This is a genomic window from Aurantibacter crassamenti, assembly GCF_016811105.1.
GTDB classification, from domain to species: domain Bacteria; phylum Bacteroidota; class Bacteroidia; order Flavobacteriales; family Flavobacteriaceae; genus Aurantibacter_A; species Aurantibacter_A crassamenti.
Map to the genome: position 1 here is coordinate 2,911,262 of NZ_JAFBGM010000001.1, position 20,215 is coordinate 2,931,476.

A 20,215-nucleotide genomic window follows, 5' to 3' on the forward strand; every position below is an offset into this window, starting at 1 on the left:
GAATAGGGCTTTTTTATTTTTAATATTTTATGGCTGATATAAGTACTTGCCAAATATCGTCTGTTAGATGATTTTCTTGCTTCAACTCTTGAGCAGCATCTAGCTCATTATTGAACAATGAAAGTGCTAATTGGTTTTTTGCACTTTCATTTTTTAGCTTAGAAACAGTTTCAGATAATGCATCGACTTTATTTAATTTCTTTAGAGCTAAAAGACCAAATAGATGATCGACATCTGAATTTGCAATATTGTCATTTGTATAATCAACGATGTTTTGTAAAAGTTCACTCTTTTTAGAATTCTCTTCTAGCGCCTCAAAACAAATTGCAAGTAAATAATCTTGTATTCGCTCATCAGGTGTATGTGGTTTACCAACACCAATATTTTCAGGCCATTTTTTTGATTCATTTAAAATAGAAATAGCTGATTTATATTTTTTACCCGCAATTAATTTTTGGGCAACACTCAAATGCGCACGCTCATATATTTTTCTACTTTCACTAGCATGCTCAAAAGGTAACACCTGAATGTTTTTCAAAACTTTAATTACTTCAGAAAAACGCCCTGTATTTAATAATGCCTTCGCATGTGCCAATTCTATATTATAATTTCCTTTAAACTTTTTGAACGCCTTTTTAGATAAAGCATAAGCTTCATCATATTTCTTATTATCTCCTTGAAAAATTATATTCTCTTCCCATACTTTCCAATCAGACGCGGCTAATTTTAATGCCTTTTCATAATCTTTTGCACGACTTTCAAAACTAGAATCTTTTAAAAGGGTTGCTCTAAATCTGTATACTATATCAGAATCAGGAATGTCACCCAATTCCTTTAGAAGCGTTTCACCTTTATCTCTGAGGCCAACTGCCAGATAGTTTTGAGACAAATAATATTTTAGTTTCCATGAATCATAATTTGAAACAGCCCATTCTAAAACCGGAATAGTCTCTCTTCTATATGGAAAAACCAAATTAGGACGCGCAGAAATTGCTTCGTTCATTAAGCGAGCACTTTCATTTTTATTTGAATCTTTCTGAAGGTAAGCGGCCCAAATTGAGTTTTTTACATTGGTTTTGTTTGATAATAATGCAAGTAATGCCTCGGTGTCAAAACCAAGTTCATGATATCTAATTGCAGAACTAAGAATGGTTTCTTTTTCAAATTCATTTAGCACTTTTTTGGTCTTCAATGAATCCATCGGCTCATTAAAATTATCAAATCTAGCTTTCTCTAATTTAACAAATCGATTTAATGGATCTACTTGATTAAAAGCATCGGTATAACTTTTAAAAGTTTCAGAATCGTTATTAATTCGAGCTAATACTAAAAGTACCTCACGAGCATTTACATTATATAAATTAAAGGTTAAGGCTTTTGCAGCATACATCTTTGCTCTATCATAATTCTTTTGTTTCAAATAAATTTCAGCCATTGTTGCATAGGCTACAGATCTATATTTTATATCTCTAGCAGCCCAACCTAATGATTCAATAGCATTTAAAGAATCATCAGTTGCCTTGTAAGTAATACCGGCGATATAATTTGCACCAGAATTATAGGTGTCCATTTTAAGAACTGAATTGGCTAAATTAAGTGCAGCTTTATAATTTGTTTTTCGGTATTCAAGTTCAGCTAAAGCATTCAAACCAGCACGATGAGAAGGATCAATTTTTATTAACTCTGATAATTTTGATTCCGCTAGAACATATTCACGATATTCTAATGCTTCAACACCATCTTGAAATAGTTGCTCAGTTTCTGATACTTTTAAATCTGCATCAGGATAAAAAGGTCTTTTAATAGAATTTGCACCCAGTGTATTTGTATAATATAATTCAGTACCTAAGACAGCCACCTCAAACTTATCGGTTGATTTTACAGGAAGTTTTTTTGTATAAACGTCCATAGTATTAAGATTTAGTCTTTCAGAAAAAACAATTTCGTTGTTCAGCTTTAACTGTAGTTCTTGCGTTGTTTTTTGCAATACATTTAAACCAATAGTAGCAGTCCCATCTTTGAATTCTACATTTAAAACACCTTGTTTTGATGCGTCTTCCATTCCGCCAATTTCTTTATATGGAAACCAAATCTCAGACCAAGTATCCATAACATAGGGGTCAAAACCAACCTGACTTATTGGGTTCACTTTTCCTGGGGTATATTGGTCAAAAAGTCTACCTGCTTGAAATTCTATGTATTGGCCATCATTATCTGTCAAAAGGTCTTCCCATATTCCACCACTTCTTGATAAACTCCAAATCCATAATTTTTGACCTGGCATCTCTTCATAAGGCGCCCAGGTACCAAAACCAAAATTTTTATCATGGTAATATCCGCCAAAATAATCATTGCTTTCTCCTACAATATGATATGATTTATCAGGGCCAAAGTCATTGTCTTTATACATTGCGAGATTTCTTCCTTCTTCATCAATAGGCCATGGGTGGGCATCACCACTATGCCCAACGTATTTATTTCCGGGGATAAAAAATTCAAGGTCATTAGTACCTACCGCAGCACCAGTCATCCAATTATAATAATTTTCGGTGAGTGGAGAAGCATTATACCAAGAAGCATTAGTTTCAAAAAATGCTTTGTCTTTTTCTAAACGAATTTCAACGGTCCATCTTGTTTTTGAAGGAAGGTCAGTATTACCAACAATACAGCTAACACTACCATCTGCATTTGTTCTGGTCAGATAATCAACAGTAGTTGCAGTTGCAGGATGATGACCAATTATGCCAAAATTAAACTCTATACCGCCCGAGGTCCAAGGGCCACGCATGGCGATATTTCTGAATTTTACAACCTCATTTTTGTATAGAAACTCTTCACCAGTACTCTTTTCAATGGCACCCCATATTTTTCCGCCAATTTCTGGTAAAATGTAGACTTTAATGTAATCATTTTCTAGTGTGATTACCTTCCAATCTTTCATTTTAGAGTCATGTTCGTACTCTTCAAATTTGAAATAGGGAAAAATTTTCGGGTTTTCAGTTAAAATTGGTACGGGGTTAGGCTTATGAAAACCATAGGTTGGTAAAGAAAGTATTTCTTCTTTTATAGTTACCTCTTGGGCTAAGGCATTTGTTGTTATTAATAAAATACCAAATACAACTAACTTAAAAACATTACAATTCAACTTCATATACTAATACTTATTTAATTTTCTTTTTTATAAACTTTTACAGCCGCATTATTTCTAGCAAATAATACCATCTCAATACCGCTGTAATTTTTAACCGAAATAATATCTCTCACTTCACCATTTAAATTCAATCCACTTTTCTCGTTTGTAATTGCTGAAAAATTTCCTTGTCCATCACCCAGTAAAATGTCTCCCTTGCTGGCATCATATCTACCATATTTTACTCGATTGCCAAAGAAATTTCCTGCTAATAAAATATCCAGGTTTCCATCATTATTAAAATCGTTTGGAAGGATACTATAAATAGGAGCGAACTGGGCAACATTGGGTAACGGTTTCAAATCAAACTTGTAATCACCTAAGTTTTCTACATACGAACTTGAAAAGTTAACAGCTTTAAGCACCTGAGCATCTTTCAATTCTTCAGTTGAAAAAATATCAGTTATTTGAGCTTCTGCATAATCAGAATAATTAATGTACTTAGCTTTTAGTCCACTAAGCTGACCTACTAAATCATCTTTTGACCATTCTGGATATTCTTTCCCCATTTTATATGAACATAAAATTGGATCAATGGATCCATTGCCATCAAAATCTTTTGCATATACGCTAACGGGTTCTTCTGGTGAAGCTTTTAATTGGGAGTTTAAGCCAAAGTTACCTAGTACAAAATCTATATCACCATCATTATCAAAATCAGCAGCTTCAATAGTATTCCACCAGCCTTCAGAATTCAAAATGTTTGTATTTTCAAGTTCTTTTAATTCGCCTTTATTGTTTTTAAATATGCGAATTGGCATAAACTCACCAACTATAATTAGATCTTTCTGTTCGTCATTATCAATATCTGCCCAAACTGCATCCGTCACCATACCTGGGTTTACCAGTGCAATATTTACTTCTGCAGTAGCGTCAGTAAATTTTCCTGATCCATCATTAATTAGAACATAACTTCTAGGAGCGGTAGGGTATTGACCGGTAATAACTCTGCCACCAACAAATAAATCTAAATCACCATCATTATCGATATCACTTGTTACAACACAAGATCCATTTGTAAGCATTGTTGGTAATGCTTTTTCTTTTTTTGTGAATTTTCCATACCCATTATTAAAATAGATTCGGTCTTGTAATTCTGGAGAACCAGGTTCATATTCATTACCAGCACTTACAACATATAAATCAAGGTCGTTATCATTGTCAGCATCAAAAAACAGTGCTGCTGTATCTTCGTATTTTAAATCATCTTCAAATGAAAACTTAGAGTCAAGAAATTCTCCGTTTTTTGATTGAAGCATTAGTTTACCGAGACTACCTTTTGCTCCACATATGAATATATCTTCTAATCCGTCATTATTTACATCACCTTTTGCAATTTTGGGTCCCTGTGTAGAAAGCTTATGTGGTAATAATTGTTGTCTTTTAAAATCGACATAGTTGTTTTCATTATGTTCAGCGATTAAAGGACTATCAGCGGAAACATCGGTAAATAGGGTAGTGTAGGGGCTGCTATTTTTTGAGGGAACATTAGTAGCATCAGCTTGATTAAGTTTTATTTCTTTATTGGCCTTAATTCTTTCTAAAACCTGAACTTTCGAATCAGGCCATATAATTTCAATTTTATCAATTTCTTTAGCTTCACCCAAACCAAAAACTAAATTAAAATCCACAGAAGATTGATAGCCTCTAGTTGGCATCATTTCTTGACTTATAATTTTGTCACCGATAGTTAATGAGATTTTGGCACCAATACCAAAGGTGTTTTCATTATCACCTTTAAGTTTTACTTTAAGAAAATTAGAATTTAAATCTAGTTCACTATTATTTCTATAAACAAATGGTTCTTCATCAATATTGTTTACCACAAGGTCTAGGTCACCATCATTATCTAAATCGGCATATGCAGCACCGTTTGACAGTGATTTTTGATTGAGCCCCCAATCCGAATTCATTTTAGTGAACGTTAAATCACCATTGTTTTTATATGTATAATTTTCTTCAATAGTAGGAGGAACTTTTTCTAAGAGTTCCATTATAGCAATTCTTTGTCCTGTTTTATTTTCTTTAATTTTTTCTTGAACCGCAAAGTTCATAAAATCCATATTCGTATAATCACGTTTATACCCGTTTGTTATAAAAAGGTCTTTATAACCGTCGTTATTTAAATCTGGAAAAAGTGCACTCCAGCTCCAGTCTGTATTTGAAATCCCTGAAAACTGTCCAACTTCAGAAAAAGATTCTCCTTGGTTGTTAACCTGTAGCATGTTTCTCATGGTTTGGTTGTAGAAGCCAGATTTAGCTAATAGACTATACTTGTCGTAATTGTCTGGACCAGAAACCATTTTCTGTCTGTCATTACCTTCAGGTAACATGTCTAAGGTCATTATATCTGTGTACCCATCATTGTTTATATCTGCAATATCGGAACCCATTGAAAAGAGAGAAGTATGTCCAATAAACTTTTCTAAACTTTCGGAAAATGTTCCATCTTGATTATTAATATATAAATAGTCTTGTTCGTTATAATCGTTAGAGACATATACATCTGGCCAGGTATCGTTATTAATGTCAGATATTGCAATGCCTAATCCGAAACCTAAGACATTAGAAATTAATCCAGAAGCATCACTTACATCTGTGAAATTGCCATTTTCGTTTTTATATAGTTTATCTGAATAATCATTGTTTTTCTTATTTTTCAAAGATGCTGTAATTTGACCAAAACCAGCATATTCTTGAGTTGAATGATTTAATACATATAGGTCTAAATCACCATCTTTATCATAATCAAAAAAAGCGCCTTGTGTAGAATAACCAGAATCTGCAATGCCATATTCCGCAGCACTTTCGGTAAAAGTAAGATCCTTATTATTAATAAATAATAAATTTTTTCTTCTTTCTGGATCTTTTGCGGCCGATCTACAAACATAAATATCCAAGTAACCATCAGCATTTACATCTGCCATTGTTGTTCCCGTATTCCATAAACCATCTGCAAAAACACCGGCTTTTTTCGCAACTTCTTTGAATTCGAAATCACCTTGGTTGATATAAAGTTGACTGCCAACCATATTGCCAGTAAAATAAATATCTGGAAGGCCATCATTATTTAAGTCACCTATTGATACACCGCCGCCATTGTATAAATATCCATACTCCAAAACATTGAACTTTTCGGTTTCTTTTAATAAATTTTTGAAGTTAATTCCTGTTGTATTACGAGACAATAATGAAAACTGTTTGCTTTTATCATCTGTAGTACAAGAGCAGATAATTAATGCAATAAGTAAATAAAAAAATCTACTTTGATATATTAATGATTTCATTGTTAAGATATTTTATAATACAATACTATTTTGGTGCATATAATAAACAAAAAACACCAATAAAAAGATATTGGTGTTTTTCTATAAATTTAAATAATGGGATTATTTTTTATCCCACCATAATTTAATATTGTTCTTGTCAGAACCCAATTCGGGGCTAGCAATAGCAGCATCAACCCCTTCGCTACTTGGAGCAAATGAACTTGTAACATAAACCATTCTTCTTACAATTTCGTTAACAGCAACATCTGGGTTTTCAGATTGAATTCTAGCATACTGTTTTGGATAACCAGTTCTTCTCAATTCAGCCCAAGCTTCCCATCCGTTAGGATAGATAGCCAACCATTTTTGAGTGATTATTTGCTCAAGTTTCTCTTCATCACTACCGCCAAAAGCAACAGGAATCGTTGCAACTGGTGCTGCACCCACTTCAAATGGACTTGGAGTATTAGTACTAGCGATATAAGCATTTATGGCAGAATCATCAGCAGCAGATTGATCCATTAAAGAGGTGCGAATACCCATTTCATACAATTCTTGAGCAGAACCGCCCATTGCCCATCCTGCTAAAGCACCTTCAGCTCTTAAGAAATATACTTCAGCGGCATTCATTACTTCTATGGGAGGGTTTATTCCACCTCTAGCAACATCTACAAATTTAGTACCAACATCTGAATGACCTGCATTTTTACTGGTTTCTAAGCTAACTTTTGTTTGCCCATTTAAAAGACCTTCATAAGGGCTTCCATCACCATCTGAATCACCATCTACGGCTGGTTGAAAATATTCAGGTAAACGCGGATCTTCATATCCTTCTAAGATACTCTCCATAGTTGCACTCATTCTATATTCACCCCAATCAGTAATAGTTTCTATAGGGTTACGGTTTGTATCATCTACTGATACATATGCATTATCAGAGTTAGCAGTAAATACACCAGCAGCAACCGCTTTTTCAGCTTCAGATTTTGCTAAAGCTGGATCAGCATATTTAACTCTTAGTGCTAAACGTAAGCGCAAGCTATTTGCAAACTTTAGCCATTTAGCTCCGTCTCCAGAATAAACTCTATCACTACCACCGTAAGAATTTCCACCACCTGCTAATTGAGATACAGCTTCATCTAGGGTAACAAAGAAACTTCTGTAAATAGATTCTTGAGAATCATATGGTATTACATCAAGTTCAGTATTCCCGAATTCAGAGTAAGGTACTGGTCCCCAATAATCAGTAATTCTTTGATACGAATGAACTCTCCATATCTTAGCCATTGCATTACCGACTGCATTACCAGTTTCGGCAGAAAGATCTTCTACTAATTTCAATTGTGGAGCTGATTCTGCATAAAAAGAAGTCCAAGCTAAATCGGCCCAACGGCCTACTTGTACATATCTATCAGAATCAAATCCTGAGGCGGTGGTAGCATAGTATTGCGCCCAAATATCAGAAAATAAATTCTGAGATATTTGAAAACGCCAATGTAAGCCATTTACACCAGTATATTGCGCTTGTGCAAAAGCCTGGCCTTGTAAAACAGGACTCTCAGATATTTTACCAATATCTAACACATGCGGATCTGTATTTATTTCTTCGAAGTCTTCGGTACAGCCAACACTTAGGAAAGCTAAGGCTACACCCAGACTAATTTTTGTTATTATATTTTTCATGTTTTTTCTTTTAAAGTTACAATTTTTTAAAATGCGAATTTTACATTGACCCCTAAACTACTCGTAGAAGGTGGAGAAAATGATTCAAAACCATCAGCATTTGTATTCGTGTTAATTAAGACTTCTGGATCAAAAGAAGCATTGTTTTTGATAAAAAACAAGTTTCTTCCAACCAATGATACTTTTGCACTTTTAAAAGGGCCATTACCCAATAAGGATTGAGGTAAACTATAACCTAAGCTCATTTCACGCATTCTAATATTAGAGGCGTCCTCAACAAAAGCTTCACCTACAGGTGAGTTTCTACCACCAATTTTTGCCCAAAACTGTTCTGAATTAACAGAAATATTATTGGCACTTCCATCAGCTTGTACCACATCTAACTCAGGGAAAACATTTGTTCCAAATACCAAACTACCGTCACGACCGGCTACAGTACTTTGCAAAGCACCGTCAGATGCCAAAATAGCATTTGTTACTGAACCAACTTGACCACCTTGACGCATGTCAATTAAGAAACTGAAGCTCAAGTTTTTATATCGGAAAGAATTAGTTATGCCACCTAGCCAATCAGGATTATAGTTAGCTACTAATACGTCTTGACCAGAAGTAACTTCAGGAGTACCATCAGAAGCTACTAAAACTTGACCGGCATCATTTCTTGCAAATCCTCTTGAATAAACGTTACCCCAAGGATCACCAACTACTAATTTGAATTGTCTAAAGAAATCACCTCCATAAGATAACTCATCTAAACCATCAGATAGACTTAATACTTCACTTGTATTTTTGGAGTAGTTAACTGTAACATCCCAATTAAAATCTGAAGTACGTACTGGTGTACCAGTTAAAATAAACTCAATACCTTTATTCTGTACATCACCACCATTAATAAATTTTGTAGAAATTCCACTTTCAACAAGTGCAGTTTGTCTAAATAATTGATCAATACTATTAGACTTATAATAAGTGAAATCAATTCCAAGTCTATTGTCTAAAAATCTAGCATCTACACCAAACTCGAATGATTTAGTACGTTCTGGTTTAAGATTCTCATTTGGTTGTGTTGTTTGTAATTGTACAAATCCGCCAGCAACAAGGTTTGCGTTTCTTGAAATATTATATGGATCAGTATCGTTACCTACTTCTGCATAAGAAGTTCTTAGTTTTAAATAAGAAATTGCTTCAGGTAAGGCAACTAAATCTGAAATTACAGCACTAATACCAGCAGAATAATAATCAAATCTTCTATTTTCAGCAGGTAATGTAGAACTCCAGTCACTTCTATATGTAAGATCCAAAAATAAAGCATCTTTAAATGCTGCCTGACCAAATCCATAAAGAGAATTTACTTCTTTAGTAGTAAATTCTTGAGTTGCTGTTAAATTCAATGCATTAGTTACTGCAAAGATATTTGCAGCATTTAAACCACCATTATCAGTACGAACCCATTGATATTTAGTTTGTCTATTATTACCACCAAAATTAAGATTGAATCCGAAATTTTCATTAATTTCTTTTGTATAGCCTAAAAGAAAATCTGTATTCCATTCATAATTTGTTTGATTTCTCGTACTGTAATTACCATTATCAGCGATTATGTAAGAATCATTAGACAACTTATCTTCTCTAGCTTCTGATCTTTGATCTAATGAAGTTCTAATCATTAAATTTAAATTATCCGTAAAGTTGTACTTTAACGAGGTATAACCTATAATTCTATTGGATATAATTTCTTTTAAGTTCTCGTTTATAGTCCAATATGGGTTAGCACCGCCATTATCACCTACTTTCCAGTAATTTTGCCTTACATTACCAATTGCATCAATGTATTTATAATTTTCTGCATCTTCTGTTCTAATGTTTCTCGGTAATCGATATGCATGTCTCCATGGATTAGAGAATGATTCACCTGTATCTAAAGAGTTAAATAAATCTGTACGTATATAATTAGCCTTAGCACTTAGAACTAATTTGTCTTTAATAAGATTGTTGTCAATTTTAAAAGTAAGATTGTGTCTTTTTAAATCATTATCAGCAACTATACCATTTCGAAGTTCATGTGTGTAGCCAAAAAAAGTTTTAATTTTTTCATTTCCAGATCGAATCGAAAGATTGTTTGCTAAATTAAATCCAGTTTGCATGAAATCTTTAACGTTATCTGCTTGTGGACTAAAACTGTAGGATGTTGCACCTAAAGGTTGCCATCCAGCGACTGTTGACCCATCTAATGCAGGGCCCCATGAACCTGTTGAGTTTGGATTATATATGCCAGCACTACCTTGGCCATATTCATTTTGATAATCGTATTGAATATTTCCTTTTTGAGCGGTAATTGTAGAACTTACAATAATACTCATTCCTCCTTCATTACCAGACTTAGTAGTAATGATTATTGCACCGTTGTTTGCGCGTGCACCATACAATGCAGCTGCATTAGCACCTTTTAATACATTTATTGAGGCAACATCATCAGGACTAATATCTGAAATATCACCACCTAATGGCACGCCATCAACTATATACAATACTTGACTACTTCCCGCAATAGATCTGTTACCACGAAGAACTACTTTAGACCCACCACTAACACCATTACCTGATGTTTGAATAGAGAGACCTGCAACTTTACCTTGTAAACTATTTACTAAGTTTTGCTGTGGTCTTGCTTCATCGATACCTTCAGCATCGATACCTTGTGTGGCATAAGTAAGCGATTTTTTCTGTCTCTCGACACCCAATGCAGTAACAACAACTTCATCAAGTTGACTAGCATCTTCAATTAATGCTACATTCATTTCACTAGAAGAACCCACAGTTACATTCTGGGTGCTCATACCTAAATAAGAAAAGACAAGTGTATTGCCTTCTTCAGCTTCAATAGAATAATTTCCATCGAAATCCGTTTGCGTGCCACTTGTAGTACCTTGTACAAGTACATTTACGCCTGGCAACGGTGATCCATCAGCAGCATCGGTAACCGTACCTGACACTGTATTACTTTGCGCCAGTAACGGGTATGACCCGAATACCAACACCAAAAACAATAATAATCTTTTAATCATAATAGGGTGTTTTGAGTTAATTAAAAATTAGTTCGTTTTTGCTAAAAATTAAAATTTCTGTTATATAATTTTAACCTTACCTTAACAAAGCGGTTAAATTAATAAAATTTTTGATAGAACAAAGCTTTTTGAGGTTAAATGTGTTCGAACACATTTTTCTAAAAATTTAAGTGTTGAACTATTTAGCTACTGTAGTATTTTACATTTTCAGCAGTAATTATATCAATTGGGAGTAGTTTTTTTTCAGGTATATTTTTTCCAAATAACAGGTTTTCAGCAAGATAACTAACTCCTAAATAGGCTTGTTGATATGGTTTTTGATGAATTAAAAATTCGATTTGACCACGTTTTAAAAATCGAATATTGTCTTTTAATAGGTCATATCCCACAATTACAATTTTCTTATTTTCTTTTTTTAATATGTCAACAATGAGATAAGCCTTTGAATTTGTAACAAATACAGCAGATATCGCCTCATGACTTGCCATAAATAATGAAATCTCATCATTTAGATTAATACTCTTTTTATTATTAATACTATAGGATACTATTTTCTTAGAGTCTTTATATTTTTCTTTAAAATAATCTCGAAATCCAATTTCTTTATGACGCATATGAGTTTCTTCATCAATATGAATAACAGCTATTCTAGAATCTTTATCTGTAACTTTATCTATTAGACTGGCTGCAACACGACCACTTTGGTTTAGGTCTTGACCTATAAAATGTTCTAAGCTTAAATTATCTATATGATTATTAAAAGATGCAACCTGAATTTTATTCTGTTTACAATATTGAAAAATCTTTAATGATTCCTTATGAAATACAGGAGCCAAAAGAATGGCATCTGGTTTAGATTGTACTACTAATTCTACCTGTTCTTGAAATGATTTAACCTTCTTTGGATTGAAATAGTATTTGTCCAAAACAAGTCCGAAAGGTTTAAATTCTTGAACGGCTTCATCTACACCTTTTACTGTGGGAAGCCAATAACTATCTAGTGTAGCATCTGGTATTAAAGCAGAAATTCGATAGACCTTGTTATTTTTAAGACTTCTTGCTATTAAATTGGGTTGGTAATCAATATCGGTGACTACTTTATTTACTCTTTCCTTGGCGTCTTTTGAAACTCTTCCTCTATTATGAAGTACTCTGTCTACCGTTCCTTTAGATACGCCAGCCAATTCAGCAATATCTTTAATAGTGTATTTTTTCTCAATCATTTCTAAAACAATGACACAATTAATTATAGTCTTATCGCACTAAATATAGCTAAAATTAAAAAACGAAAATTTGAGCGGACCAAATAACTAGCAATGCAACTGTAATAAGATATAAATTTAAGTAGAAGTAATAGGTGGCTTTTTTAATAAGCGATCAAAGCATTCAAATAATAGAGCTAGACTTATAACTAAAGCTGAACCAATAAAATTAAGCCATAAATAGCCTAACTTCTCTTGACCTGATGGATATATATGTATAAGATTATAATACAGAACGATAATTAAAATTTGAGTAACCAAAGCCGCAAAGAATACGGCGTTACCTTTCACAAATTTGAAAAAGAAAGCCAGTAAAAATATACCCAATACATTTCCATAAAATATTGAGCCAATGATATTGACCAATTGAATTAGGTTGTCAAATAAGCTAGCAACACAAGCAATAAAAATTGCTATTACACCCCATAGAAGTGTAAAACCTTTTGAGGCTAAAACATAATGTTCATCAGACTTATCTTCTTTTTTATTACGTTTATATAAATCTAAGGCCGTAATAGTGCCCAAAGCATTAAGCTCTGATGCGGTTGAAGACATTGCAGCTGATAAAATCACTGCTAATAGTAATCCTATTAATCCCTTTGGTAAATTGTTTAGAATAAAATGAATAAAAACATAGTCTTTATCATTTGTTTCAGCCACACTATCAGCTTCTTTGATTAATGATTTCGCAACAGCTCTATTAGTGCTATCTTTTGAGTTGATATTTATTATTTCAAGCTTAGCTTGCATAATAGCATCATATTCTTTTCTAGAGATTGCAGCTGAAAATTTATCTTGAGCCATTTTTTTATCAACTCCCAGTTCTTCATGTCGCTTATTGAGTTCAATATATCGCGGAGCTACATCAGAATTCATAACTGCTTGCGTAGCAGCTGGATTGAAATTTAAGGGAGCAGGATTATATTGATAAAATACAAATACCATGACACCAACTAGTAGAATAAAAAACTGCATTGGAATTTTAAGCATACCATTAAACACTAAACCCAATTGACTTTCACGAATTGACTTACCTGAAAGATAACGTTGAACCTGACTTTGATCAGTACCAAAATATGCCAAAGCAAGAAATAAACCTCCGGTAATACCACTCCAAAAAGTATAACGACTTTCAGTGTTAAAGCTAAAATCTAATATATTTAGTTTGTCACTTGCACCAGCAATTTTTAAGGCCTTACTTAAATTAATATCGGCAGGTAAAGACCCAAGAATAAAAAAGAAAGTGACAAACATACCCAACATAATAATAAACATCTGTTGCTTTTGAGTAACACTTACCGCTCTTGTACCGCCAGAAACAGTATAAATTATTACTAATATACCTATGATAATATTTAGGGTACGAAGATCCCAGCCCAAAACTGCGGAAAGAATTATGGAAGGAGCAAAGATTGTAATACCAGCAGCTAAGCCTCGTTGAACTAAAAATAAAATTGCAGCTAAAGAACGAGTTTTGAGATCAAAACGAGTTTCTAAAAACTCATATGCGGTATATACTTTAAGTCGATGATAAAGTGGAACAAAGACCAAGCAAATAATTATCATTGCTATCGGAAGTCCAAAATAAAATTGAACAAAACCCATACCGTCATGAAACGCTTGACCTGGGGTAGATAAAAAAGTTATGGCACTTGCTTGTGTTGCCATAACAGAAAGACCGATAGTCCACCATTTTGCTTGGCGACCACCACGAACATAGTCATCAACATTTTTGCTGCCCTTTGTTTTCCACACGCCATAGCCTACTATAAAGAGTAGGGTAGCACAAAGTATTGTCCAATCAAGAATGCCCATTTATATTGTTGATGTCATTATATAATAAAAAATAAGAATATAAAAGATATTCAAAATCAAAACCAAAGTGTACTCCTTTTTCCAAACAAATTTATCGTCCATGGTTATCCTTTAACTTTTGGTTCTTTTTCTACTTTTTCTTTTCCGATGGAAAGCATATTTGCAAAGAGTTTGTAGGCGCCAGAAACACCTGCGGGTAATTCTCTAAAAAAGCTTAATCCTGTATAAATGTAATTTCCTTTGCCATAAGGTGCTACTAATAAACTTCCCTTTTTAGCACTCTCTCCTTGATCTTTCATTGAAAGAATCGGTGTAAATTCTTTTCCCCATTCATCGGGAAAATATAATCCACGTTCTTGAACCCATCCATCGAAATCACTTTGATTAATCTTATTAGGAAAATTAACAAGCGCATTATTTTTGGCTATGATTTCTACTGCTGAGTTTTCATCAGTAACACGATCTCTAGATAATTTTAACTTGTATGGCGCAATATTTTCGTAGGCTTTATCCCATCTGCCTGCAGTATTGTATTGAATAATTAAGTTACCACCTTCTTTTACAAAATCCAGCAAATATTTCTGTTTAAATTTTAAATCTGGTAACACATTATAGGCCCTAATGCCAACTACTACCGCATCGTATTTTTTCAATGTTCCGGTGCCTATTGAATTTACATCAACTGTATGAACGGTATAGCCAATCTGTTCAAGGCTTTGCGGAACTTCATCTCCGGCACCAACTATGTATCCTATATGTTCACCAACCTTTTCAATATTTAAGCGAACTACTTTTGCCTCCGAAGGAAGTAAAACAGATTGCGTAGGTATATGATCATACGCAATGGTAACTAATTCTTTACTAATTACATTATCGTCAATTCTAATAATCGGAGATATAAAACTTTCGTCTTCGTTTTCAGGAGGCGTTAATATGAAATTAATGGTTTGTACATCACCTTTTTTCTCAATAGTGAAAGGTTTTGTTTCTTGGTCTACTTTCCATCCTTCAGAAAAACAAAACTGTACTTCTCCTTTTAAGTTATTTGCATGTGCTTTAATGGTAACTGGAATTGTTTTTGGTTTGCCATCAGCAAAAATCAATACCTTATCATTAAAAGCGGCAGTGGCGACGGGCAGTATCTCAAAAGGCTGATATATTTCACCTTTATCTCGTTTCGCATATCTATGAATAACGGGCTTGATAAACGAAATTTCTTGACCATTAAAATCAAGAACAAATTCCATTTGAACCGTGCGAGGGGTTTCAGGTTTACCAATAAGGCTCTGATCATCCACTTTATACATGCCCAAGCTACCTTTTTCATTTAACCAATACGGACTAGTATAAGCAGCATCTGAAGGAATCTGAATTTCTAATTCATAATTATGTTTTTCATTTTCTTTTAGAAGGATATTTTTATTATCCGTCATATTTAGGTAAGGAATATTTAATGATTTTAAGGTAATAGCTGCATTACTTCTATTTAAAACTTCTACAGCTAAACCGGCATTGCTTCCCGGATTCGCAATAGGATTATTTGCAGAAACTTCTAGAAATAAGCCCGTAATTTCTAGAATAATATTTTTAAGTTCTTCTGATTTTAAATCTTTCCAATGCTCATTTTTAATGTCTTGCAATAAGTTATATGCCTCAACTAATTGAGGAAGGTGTACTGAGGGATTCTTAAAATCGAAATTATTTTCAACTTTGGTTAAAATTTCTCCTATCGCTTTTCCTCCTTCAACTCTTAACCAGCTCGTATCAATACCGTCAAAAATATTGGTTTTATCAAGTGGCATATCGCCTTTGAGTAATTCTACATATTCATTTTCAGAACCACGCGTATTTAATCTACCAAAACCTTGACATAAATGTTGGCTACTAGCCATTGATGCAATTTCATTATTTGAAAGTCCTAATGAAGGATAAAACACACCTACATCCATACTAAGCATTTTAGACTTGTCAGCTTTTTCAAATTTTTCTTCACTACCATAAAACCACCAAGATGTGTTGAAGAAAAGGCGTTTTGGCTGCCAAGTTTCAACATGCTTTAATTGTTCTTTATATTGCTCGGAGTTATTAGTTAAATCAAAAGCTTCAACACTCAACATAGCGGAGGAAGTATGGTGCCCATGTGTGCTGCCAGGTGATCGGTGATCAAATCTATTTATGATAACATCAGGCTGAAACTTACGAATTGCCCAAACCACATCACCTAAAACATCTTTCTTATTCCAGATTTTGAGCGTTTCATCTGGATGCTTAGAATAACCGAAATCATTAGCCCTAGAGAAAAATTGCTCTCCGCCATCAGTTCTTCTTGCAGCCAAAAGTTCTTGCGTACGTAAAACGCCTAATAGTTCTCGTAATTCAGATCCAATTAAATTTTGACCTCCATCACCTCTGGTTAACGAAAGATAACCCGTTCTTGCTTTTTCATTGTTAGATAAATATGAGATTAACCGTGTATTTTCATCATCAGGGTGAGCAGCAATGTATAAAGCAGAACCCAAAAAATTAAGCTTTTGAATACTGTGATATATTTCTGAGGACGATGGTTTTGAAGGCGATTGTGCCTTCGTATTTTGGTTGGTCAGAAGTATTCCTAGAAAGAATACCAGAAATACGCGCATAGGTAAATCATTTTGTAGTTACCCAAAGATAGCAAGTTTAACAGGCTTTAAATAATAATTAAAACTTCTTTAACAGGTTTTTATGGTTAGGCTTATGACACTATTTACCAGACCATTTTTTCCTTTTAATAAAATAAACGGTACCAAGTACTATTAGTAACATTACACCAAGAACTATGAAGTAGCCATTTTTCGATTTTAATTCTGGCATATTTTCAAAGTTCATACCGTATATGCCCGCCAAAAAAGTTAATGGAATAAAAATTACAGAGAAAATTGTTAAGGTGCGCATAACCTCATTAAGTCTATGGTTTTGTATGCTAAACATCAAATTTATTGAGCTTTCTAAATGTTGAAGTTTATGATCAATTTCATCAGTAAGCATTTTAACCTGTTCGCGGGATTCGTCAAAATATTTTTTATTGAATTTTTCAAACTCAAAAAGTTGCAAATGACTTAATGCTTCGTTTAAACTAGTAGAAGCTCGCTTTATTTGATACAGTTGTCGTTTTTGATTTTCAACCAATCTTGCAAATTCTGGTGTGGGCCGTACATCATCAGGATTATCTAACCCAATATTATCTTCGTTTAGTTTTTCAAAGGCAGAATAATAATTATCAATAATTGCCTCAATAAGTAAGAAAAATAGATAATCAGCACCCTTCTTTCGTACTACCCCTAAGTTATCTCGCAAACGTGATCGAATATGTTCAAAATGATCACCATAAACCTCTTGTACTGACCAGACATAATTATCACCCACTATAAAAACTAATTGTTCAAACTTGACTTCTTCTTTATCTTCTGAGTAATATGGAGATTTTAGCGTTAGAAAAAAACATTGATTAAGTTCAATTACTTTATTTCTATGGTTATTGTCAAGAATTAAGTAGCTTAAAAATTCATCAATACCATTTTGGGCAACAATCTTTTTAATTTGGTGTGCATACTGAAATCCGTAAATATTTAGCCAACTTATTGTATCCGGACTTTCTTTAATGTTAATACTTTCAAGACCAGTTAAGTTTTTTAATTCTGAATGGTTGGCATCATACCGAATCAAACTAAAATCAGAAAGAAATTCTTCTAATTTTACTTCTTTATAATCGCCATATGGATTGGCTTTGCGCCGATTTTTTCTTCTCATTTGAAAGCTATTAATAGCAGTAATAAATAGAAACGCTAAATATCATAATCAATATCCTCATCAAAACCAGCATTCTTTTCAATAAGCACCACACCTTTTTGTAGCAGTAAGTTGTTTGGATACGTTAGTAATTCTCCATTATCTTTTCTTAAATGTAAGTGGAAAGCAGCTATATCAAGAATTAATGCTTCTTCAGAGAATTCTGAGTCGTGTACTTTAATACGATCTCCGATTTTAAAAGGGTACCAAAAAAACAAAATAATTCCGGCTGTTACATTACTGAGAATAGACCAACTAGCAAAAAGTGCCACACCAATTACCGCAAAAATTGACGACATAACAAGGCCTAGTTCTTTAAAATCAACACCCCATATAAAAATCAATATAATAGCACCAATTGCAACAAGTGAAAATGAAATGTATTTATTCACCATTTTCGTGCGGATCAAATTCTTATCTCGTATTTGACCAATTCTGTTTATTGCCTGGGTGACAATAAAGCGAAGTAGAAAAATAACAATAATACAAATAAGGGTTCCTAAAAGTTCAGATTGATTCTCTTCAAAAAATACTTTCATCATAATCCAAGGCTGTCTCTAAGTGGAAGAAATTCGTTTCGATTCTTTTGCCAATATGGGCTTTTAATTGTTTTGATTTTGGTGGCAGTTGAAGTCATTACTTTTTTACTATTTCCAAAGCCACTTTCAAAAGTTTCTGACCACCCGATAATTGCATATGGAAACCTAGAATCAAAATTTATCTTCACTTCTCTTTTCAGTTCTGGGTAATTAATTTCATAAGTTGAAACCAATCCATTATCAGTTAAAGCTAAATTTGCATTATAAGCTTTTAATTCGCTGTGAGACAGTCTGATATGTTCAAAAGAAGGAATAACTTTAAATTCACCAACCGGTAGTTCTTTAGGGTTGATTCTCAGCTTATTCCACAGTTCATTTTCAAGAATATTTTTTTCAAGATTTATCGATTGATCCGCCTCATTTTCGAAATATGAATGTGACATTATTTCAAACTTATCTCTGTTATTTAATTGCGAATAAACTTGACCACACCATTCTTGAGATGAAAACGAAAGCTTTATTGCATGACTATTATCATACACAGGATAAAAGCTACTACTCATTATTGAATAAGGGTAAATACCTGTCAAATAATTTTTAGTAGCATTCAATTTTAGAACAGGAATATTATCTGGATTATTACCATCAGCCTTTGTTTGCTTTTCTGCTAAAAAGGGTTCGGTAACATAAATAAGTACAGCTGTACCTTCGCGCATTTCACCGTAACGTGCTTGTTCTAATTTATAGGAAGTAATCTCTGCTTCACCAGCATACCAATAATCTTTAAAGGCATCAGAAAGTTCTTTTTTAGGCAAAGTTGTTTTTGAAACAACTTCGCTATGTGCTAAATCTTTGGTATCCTCTTTTTTATTCGCATTACAAGACTCAAAAGTAGAGACGATTGCTGCTAAAAAAACCAACGATAATTCTAATGTAATCCACTTTTTAAACATAATATAAAGTTACTTAAAAATCGATCATTCAATTAACTCATTAAACATTTTATAAACTAAATGAGTGGGTAGGCCGACTACGTTAGCATACGAGCCTTGAACTTCCTCAATTGCAATCAAGCCAATCCATTCTTGAATACCATATGCTCCCGCTTTGTCATAGGGTTTATAATTTTCAATATAGTAATCTATTTCAGCAGTTGCTAATTCTTTGAATTTCACCTTAGTTGTACACGACTTTGTCAGTTGTGTAGTTGATAAATTAAAACATACAGAGGTTATTACGTCATGCCATTCACCTGACATAGCATTCAACATGTTAAATGCTTCTTGCTTGTCTTTTGGTTTTCCTAATGCTTGATTATTATACCAAACAATAGTATCTGAAGTAACTACAATTTGTATTGGTTTAATTTCAGATAAAAACGCCTTTCCTTTCAATTCAGCCAAATAATCAGTTATTTCACTTGCTTTTAGGTTCGGCGGATAAATTTCTTCTATCTCCTTTAATTTTATTTTAAAATCAATATCGAGCTGTCTGAAATATTCTTGTCGTCTTGGGGAGCCTGATGCCAAGATAATTTCGTAATTTTTGAGCTTTTCTTTTAGCATTA

Annotated in this window: 11 protein-coding genes; all 11 read right to left on the reverse strand. The window is 33.3% G+C overall.

Annotated elements, in window-relative coordinates; genetic code table 11:
• Window positions 1-19 precede the first annotated feature (19 nt).
• Complete coding sequence (locus tag JQC67_RS11945; protein ID WP_203253036.1) at window positions 20-3,151, reverse strand: DUF5107 domain-containing protein; 3,132 nt, start codon at window positions 3,149-3,151, stop codon at window positions 20-22.
• A gap of 14 nt (window positions 3,152-3,165) precedes the next feature.
• Window positions 3,166-6,477, reverse strand: a complete 3,312-nt coding sequence (locus JQC67_RS11950) for a VCBS repeat-containing protein (protein WP_203253037.1) — start codon at window positions 6,475-6,477, stop codon at window positions 3,166-3,168.
• A 102-nt stretch (window positions 6,478-6,579) separates the two neighbouring features.
• A complete protein-coding gene (locus tag JQC67_RS11955) occupies window positions 6,580-8,142 on the reverse strand; it encodes a SusD/RagB family nutrient-binding outer membrane lipoprotein (protein ID WP_203253038.1) in 1,563 nt (520 codons plus the stop codon).
• Between the two features lie 26 nt (window positions 8,143-8,168).
• Window positions 8,169-11,207, reverse strand: a complete 3,039-nt coding sequence (locus tag JQC67_RS11960; protein WP_203253039.1) for a SusC/RagA family TonB-linked outer membrane protein — start codon at window positions 11,205-11,207, stop codon at window positions 8,169-8,171.
• Between the two features lie 182 nt (window positions 11,208-11,389).
• Window positions 11,390-12,430, reverse strand: coding sequence for a LacI family DNA-binding transcriptional regulator (locus JQC67_RS11965; protein WP_238934626.1), 1,041 nt, complete (start codon window positions 12,428-12,430; stop codon window positions 11,390-11,392).
• Window positions 12,431-12,547: 117 nt separating this feature from the next.
• Window positions 12,548-14,284, reverse strand: a complete 1,737-nt coding sequence (locus tag JQC67_RS11970) for a sodium:solute symporter (RefSeq protein ID WP_203253040.1) — start codon at window positions 14,282-14,284, stop codon at window positions 12,548-12,550.
• 104 nt (window positions 14,285-14,388) lie between these two features.
• Complete coding sequence (locus tag JQC67_RS11975; protein ID WP_203253041.1) at window positions 14,389-16,923, reverse strand: PIG-L family deacetylase; 2,535 nt, start codon at window positions 16,921-16,923, stop codon at window positions 14,389-14,391.
• 100 nt (window positions 16,924-17,023) lie between these two features.
• Window positions 17,024-18,070 carry a magnesium and cobalt transport protein CorA gene (locus JQC67_RS11980; RefSeq protein WP_203253042.1) on the reverse strand — a complete coding sequence of 349 codons (1,047 nt, stop codon included), beginning with the start codon at window positions 18,068-18,070 and terminating at the stop codon, window positions 17,024-17,026.
• A gap of 35 nt (window positions 18,071-18,105) precedes the next feature.
• On the reverse strand, window positions 18,106-18,651 hold the full coding sequence (locus JQC67_RS11985; RefSeq protein WP_317198372.1) for a mechanosensitive ion channel domain-containing protein: 546 nt from the start codon (window positions 18,649-18,651) through the stop codon (window positions 18,106-18,108).
• A complete protein-coding gene (locus JQC67_RS11990) occupies window positions 18,648-19,601 on the reverse strand; it encodes a septum formation inhibitor Maf (RefSeq protein WP_203253043.1) in 954 nt (317 codons plus the stop codon). Before JQC67_RS11990 ends, JQC67_RS11985 begins: the two co-directional genes overlap by 4 nt.
• Window positions 19,602-19,625: 24 nt before the next feature.
• Window positions 19,626-20,213, reverse strand: a complete 588-nt coding sequence (locus tag JQC67_RS11995; RefSeq protein ID WP_203253044.1) for a Maf family nucleotide pyrophosphatase — start codon at window positions 20,211-20,213, stop codon at window positions 19,626-19,628.
• Window positions 20,214-20,215 lie beyond the last annotated feature (2 nt).

Excerpts from the sequence above, each read along its gene's own strand:
- JQC67_RS11945 (WP_203253036.1), bottom strand. The coding sequence starts at position 3,151 with ATGAAGTTGAATTGTAATGTTTTTAAGTTAGTTGTATTTGGTATTTTA.
- JQC67_RS11950 (WP_203253037.1), bottom strand. The coding sequence starts at position 6,477 with ATGAAATCATTAATATATCAAAGTAGATTTTTTTATTTACTTATTGCA.
- JQC67_RS11955 (WP_203253038.1), bottom strand. The coding sequence starts at position 8,142 with ATGAAAAATATAATAACAAAAATTAGTCTGGGTGTAGCCTTAGCTTTC.
- JQC67_RS11960 (WP_203253039.1), bottom strand. The coding sequence starts at position 11,207 with ATGATTAAAAGATTATTATTGTTTTTGGTGTTGGTATTCGGGTCATAC.
- JQC67_RS11965 (WP_238934626.1), bottom strand. The coding sequence starts at position 12,430 with ATGATTGAGAAAAAATACACTATTAAAGATATTGCTGAATTGGCTGGC.
- JQC67_RS11970 (WP_203253040.1), bottom strand. The coding sequence starts at position 14,284 with ATGGGCATTCTTGATTGGACAATACTTTGTGCTACCCTACTCTTTATA.
- JQC67_RS11975 (WP_203253041.1), bottom strand. The coding sequence starts at position 16,923 with ATGCGCGTATTTCTGGTATTCTTTCTAGGAATACTTCTGACCAACCAA.
- JQC67_RS11980 (WP_203253042.1), bottom strand. The coding sequence starts at position 18,070 with ATGAGAAGAAAAAATCGGCGCAAAGCCAATCCATATGGCGATTATAAA.
- JQC67_RS11985 (WP_317198372.1), bottom strand. The coding sequence starts at position 18,651 with ATGATGAAAGTATTTTTTGAAGAGAATCAATCTGAACTTTTAGGAACC.
- JQC67_RS11990 (WP_203253043.1), bottom strand. The coding sequence starts at position 19,601 with ATGTTTAAAAAGTGGATTACATTAGAATTATCGTTGGTTTTTTTAGCA.
- JQC67_RS11995 (WP_203253044.1), bottom strand. The coding sequence starts at position 20,213 with ATGCTAAAAGAAAAGCTCAAAAATTACGAAATTATCTTGGCATCAGGC.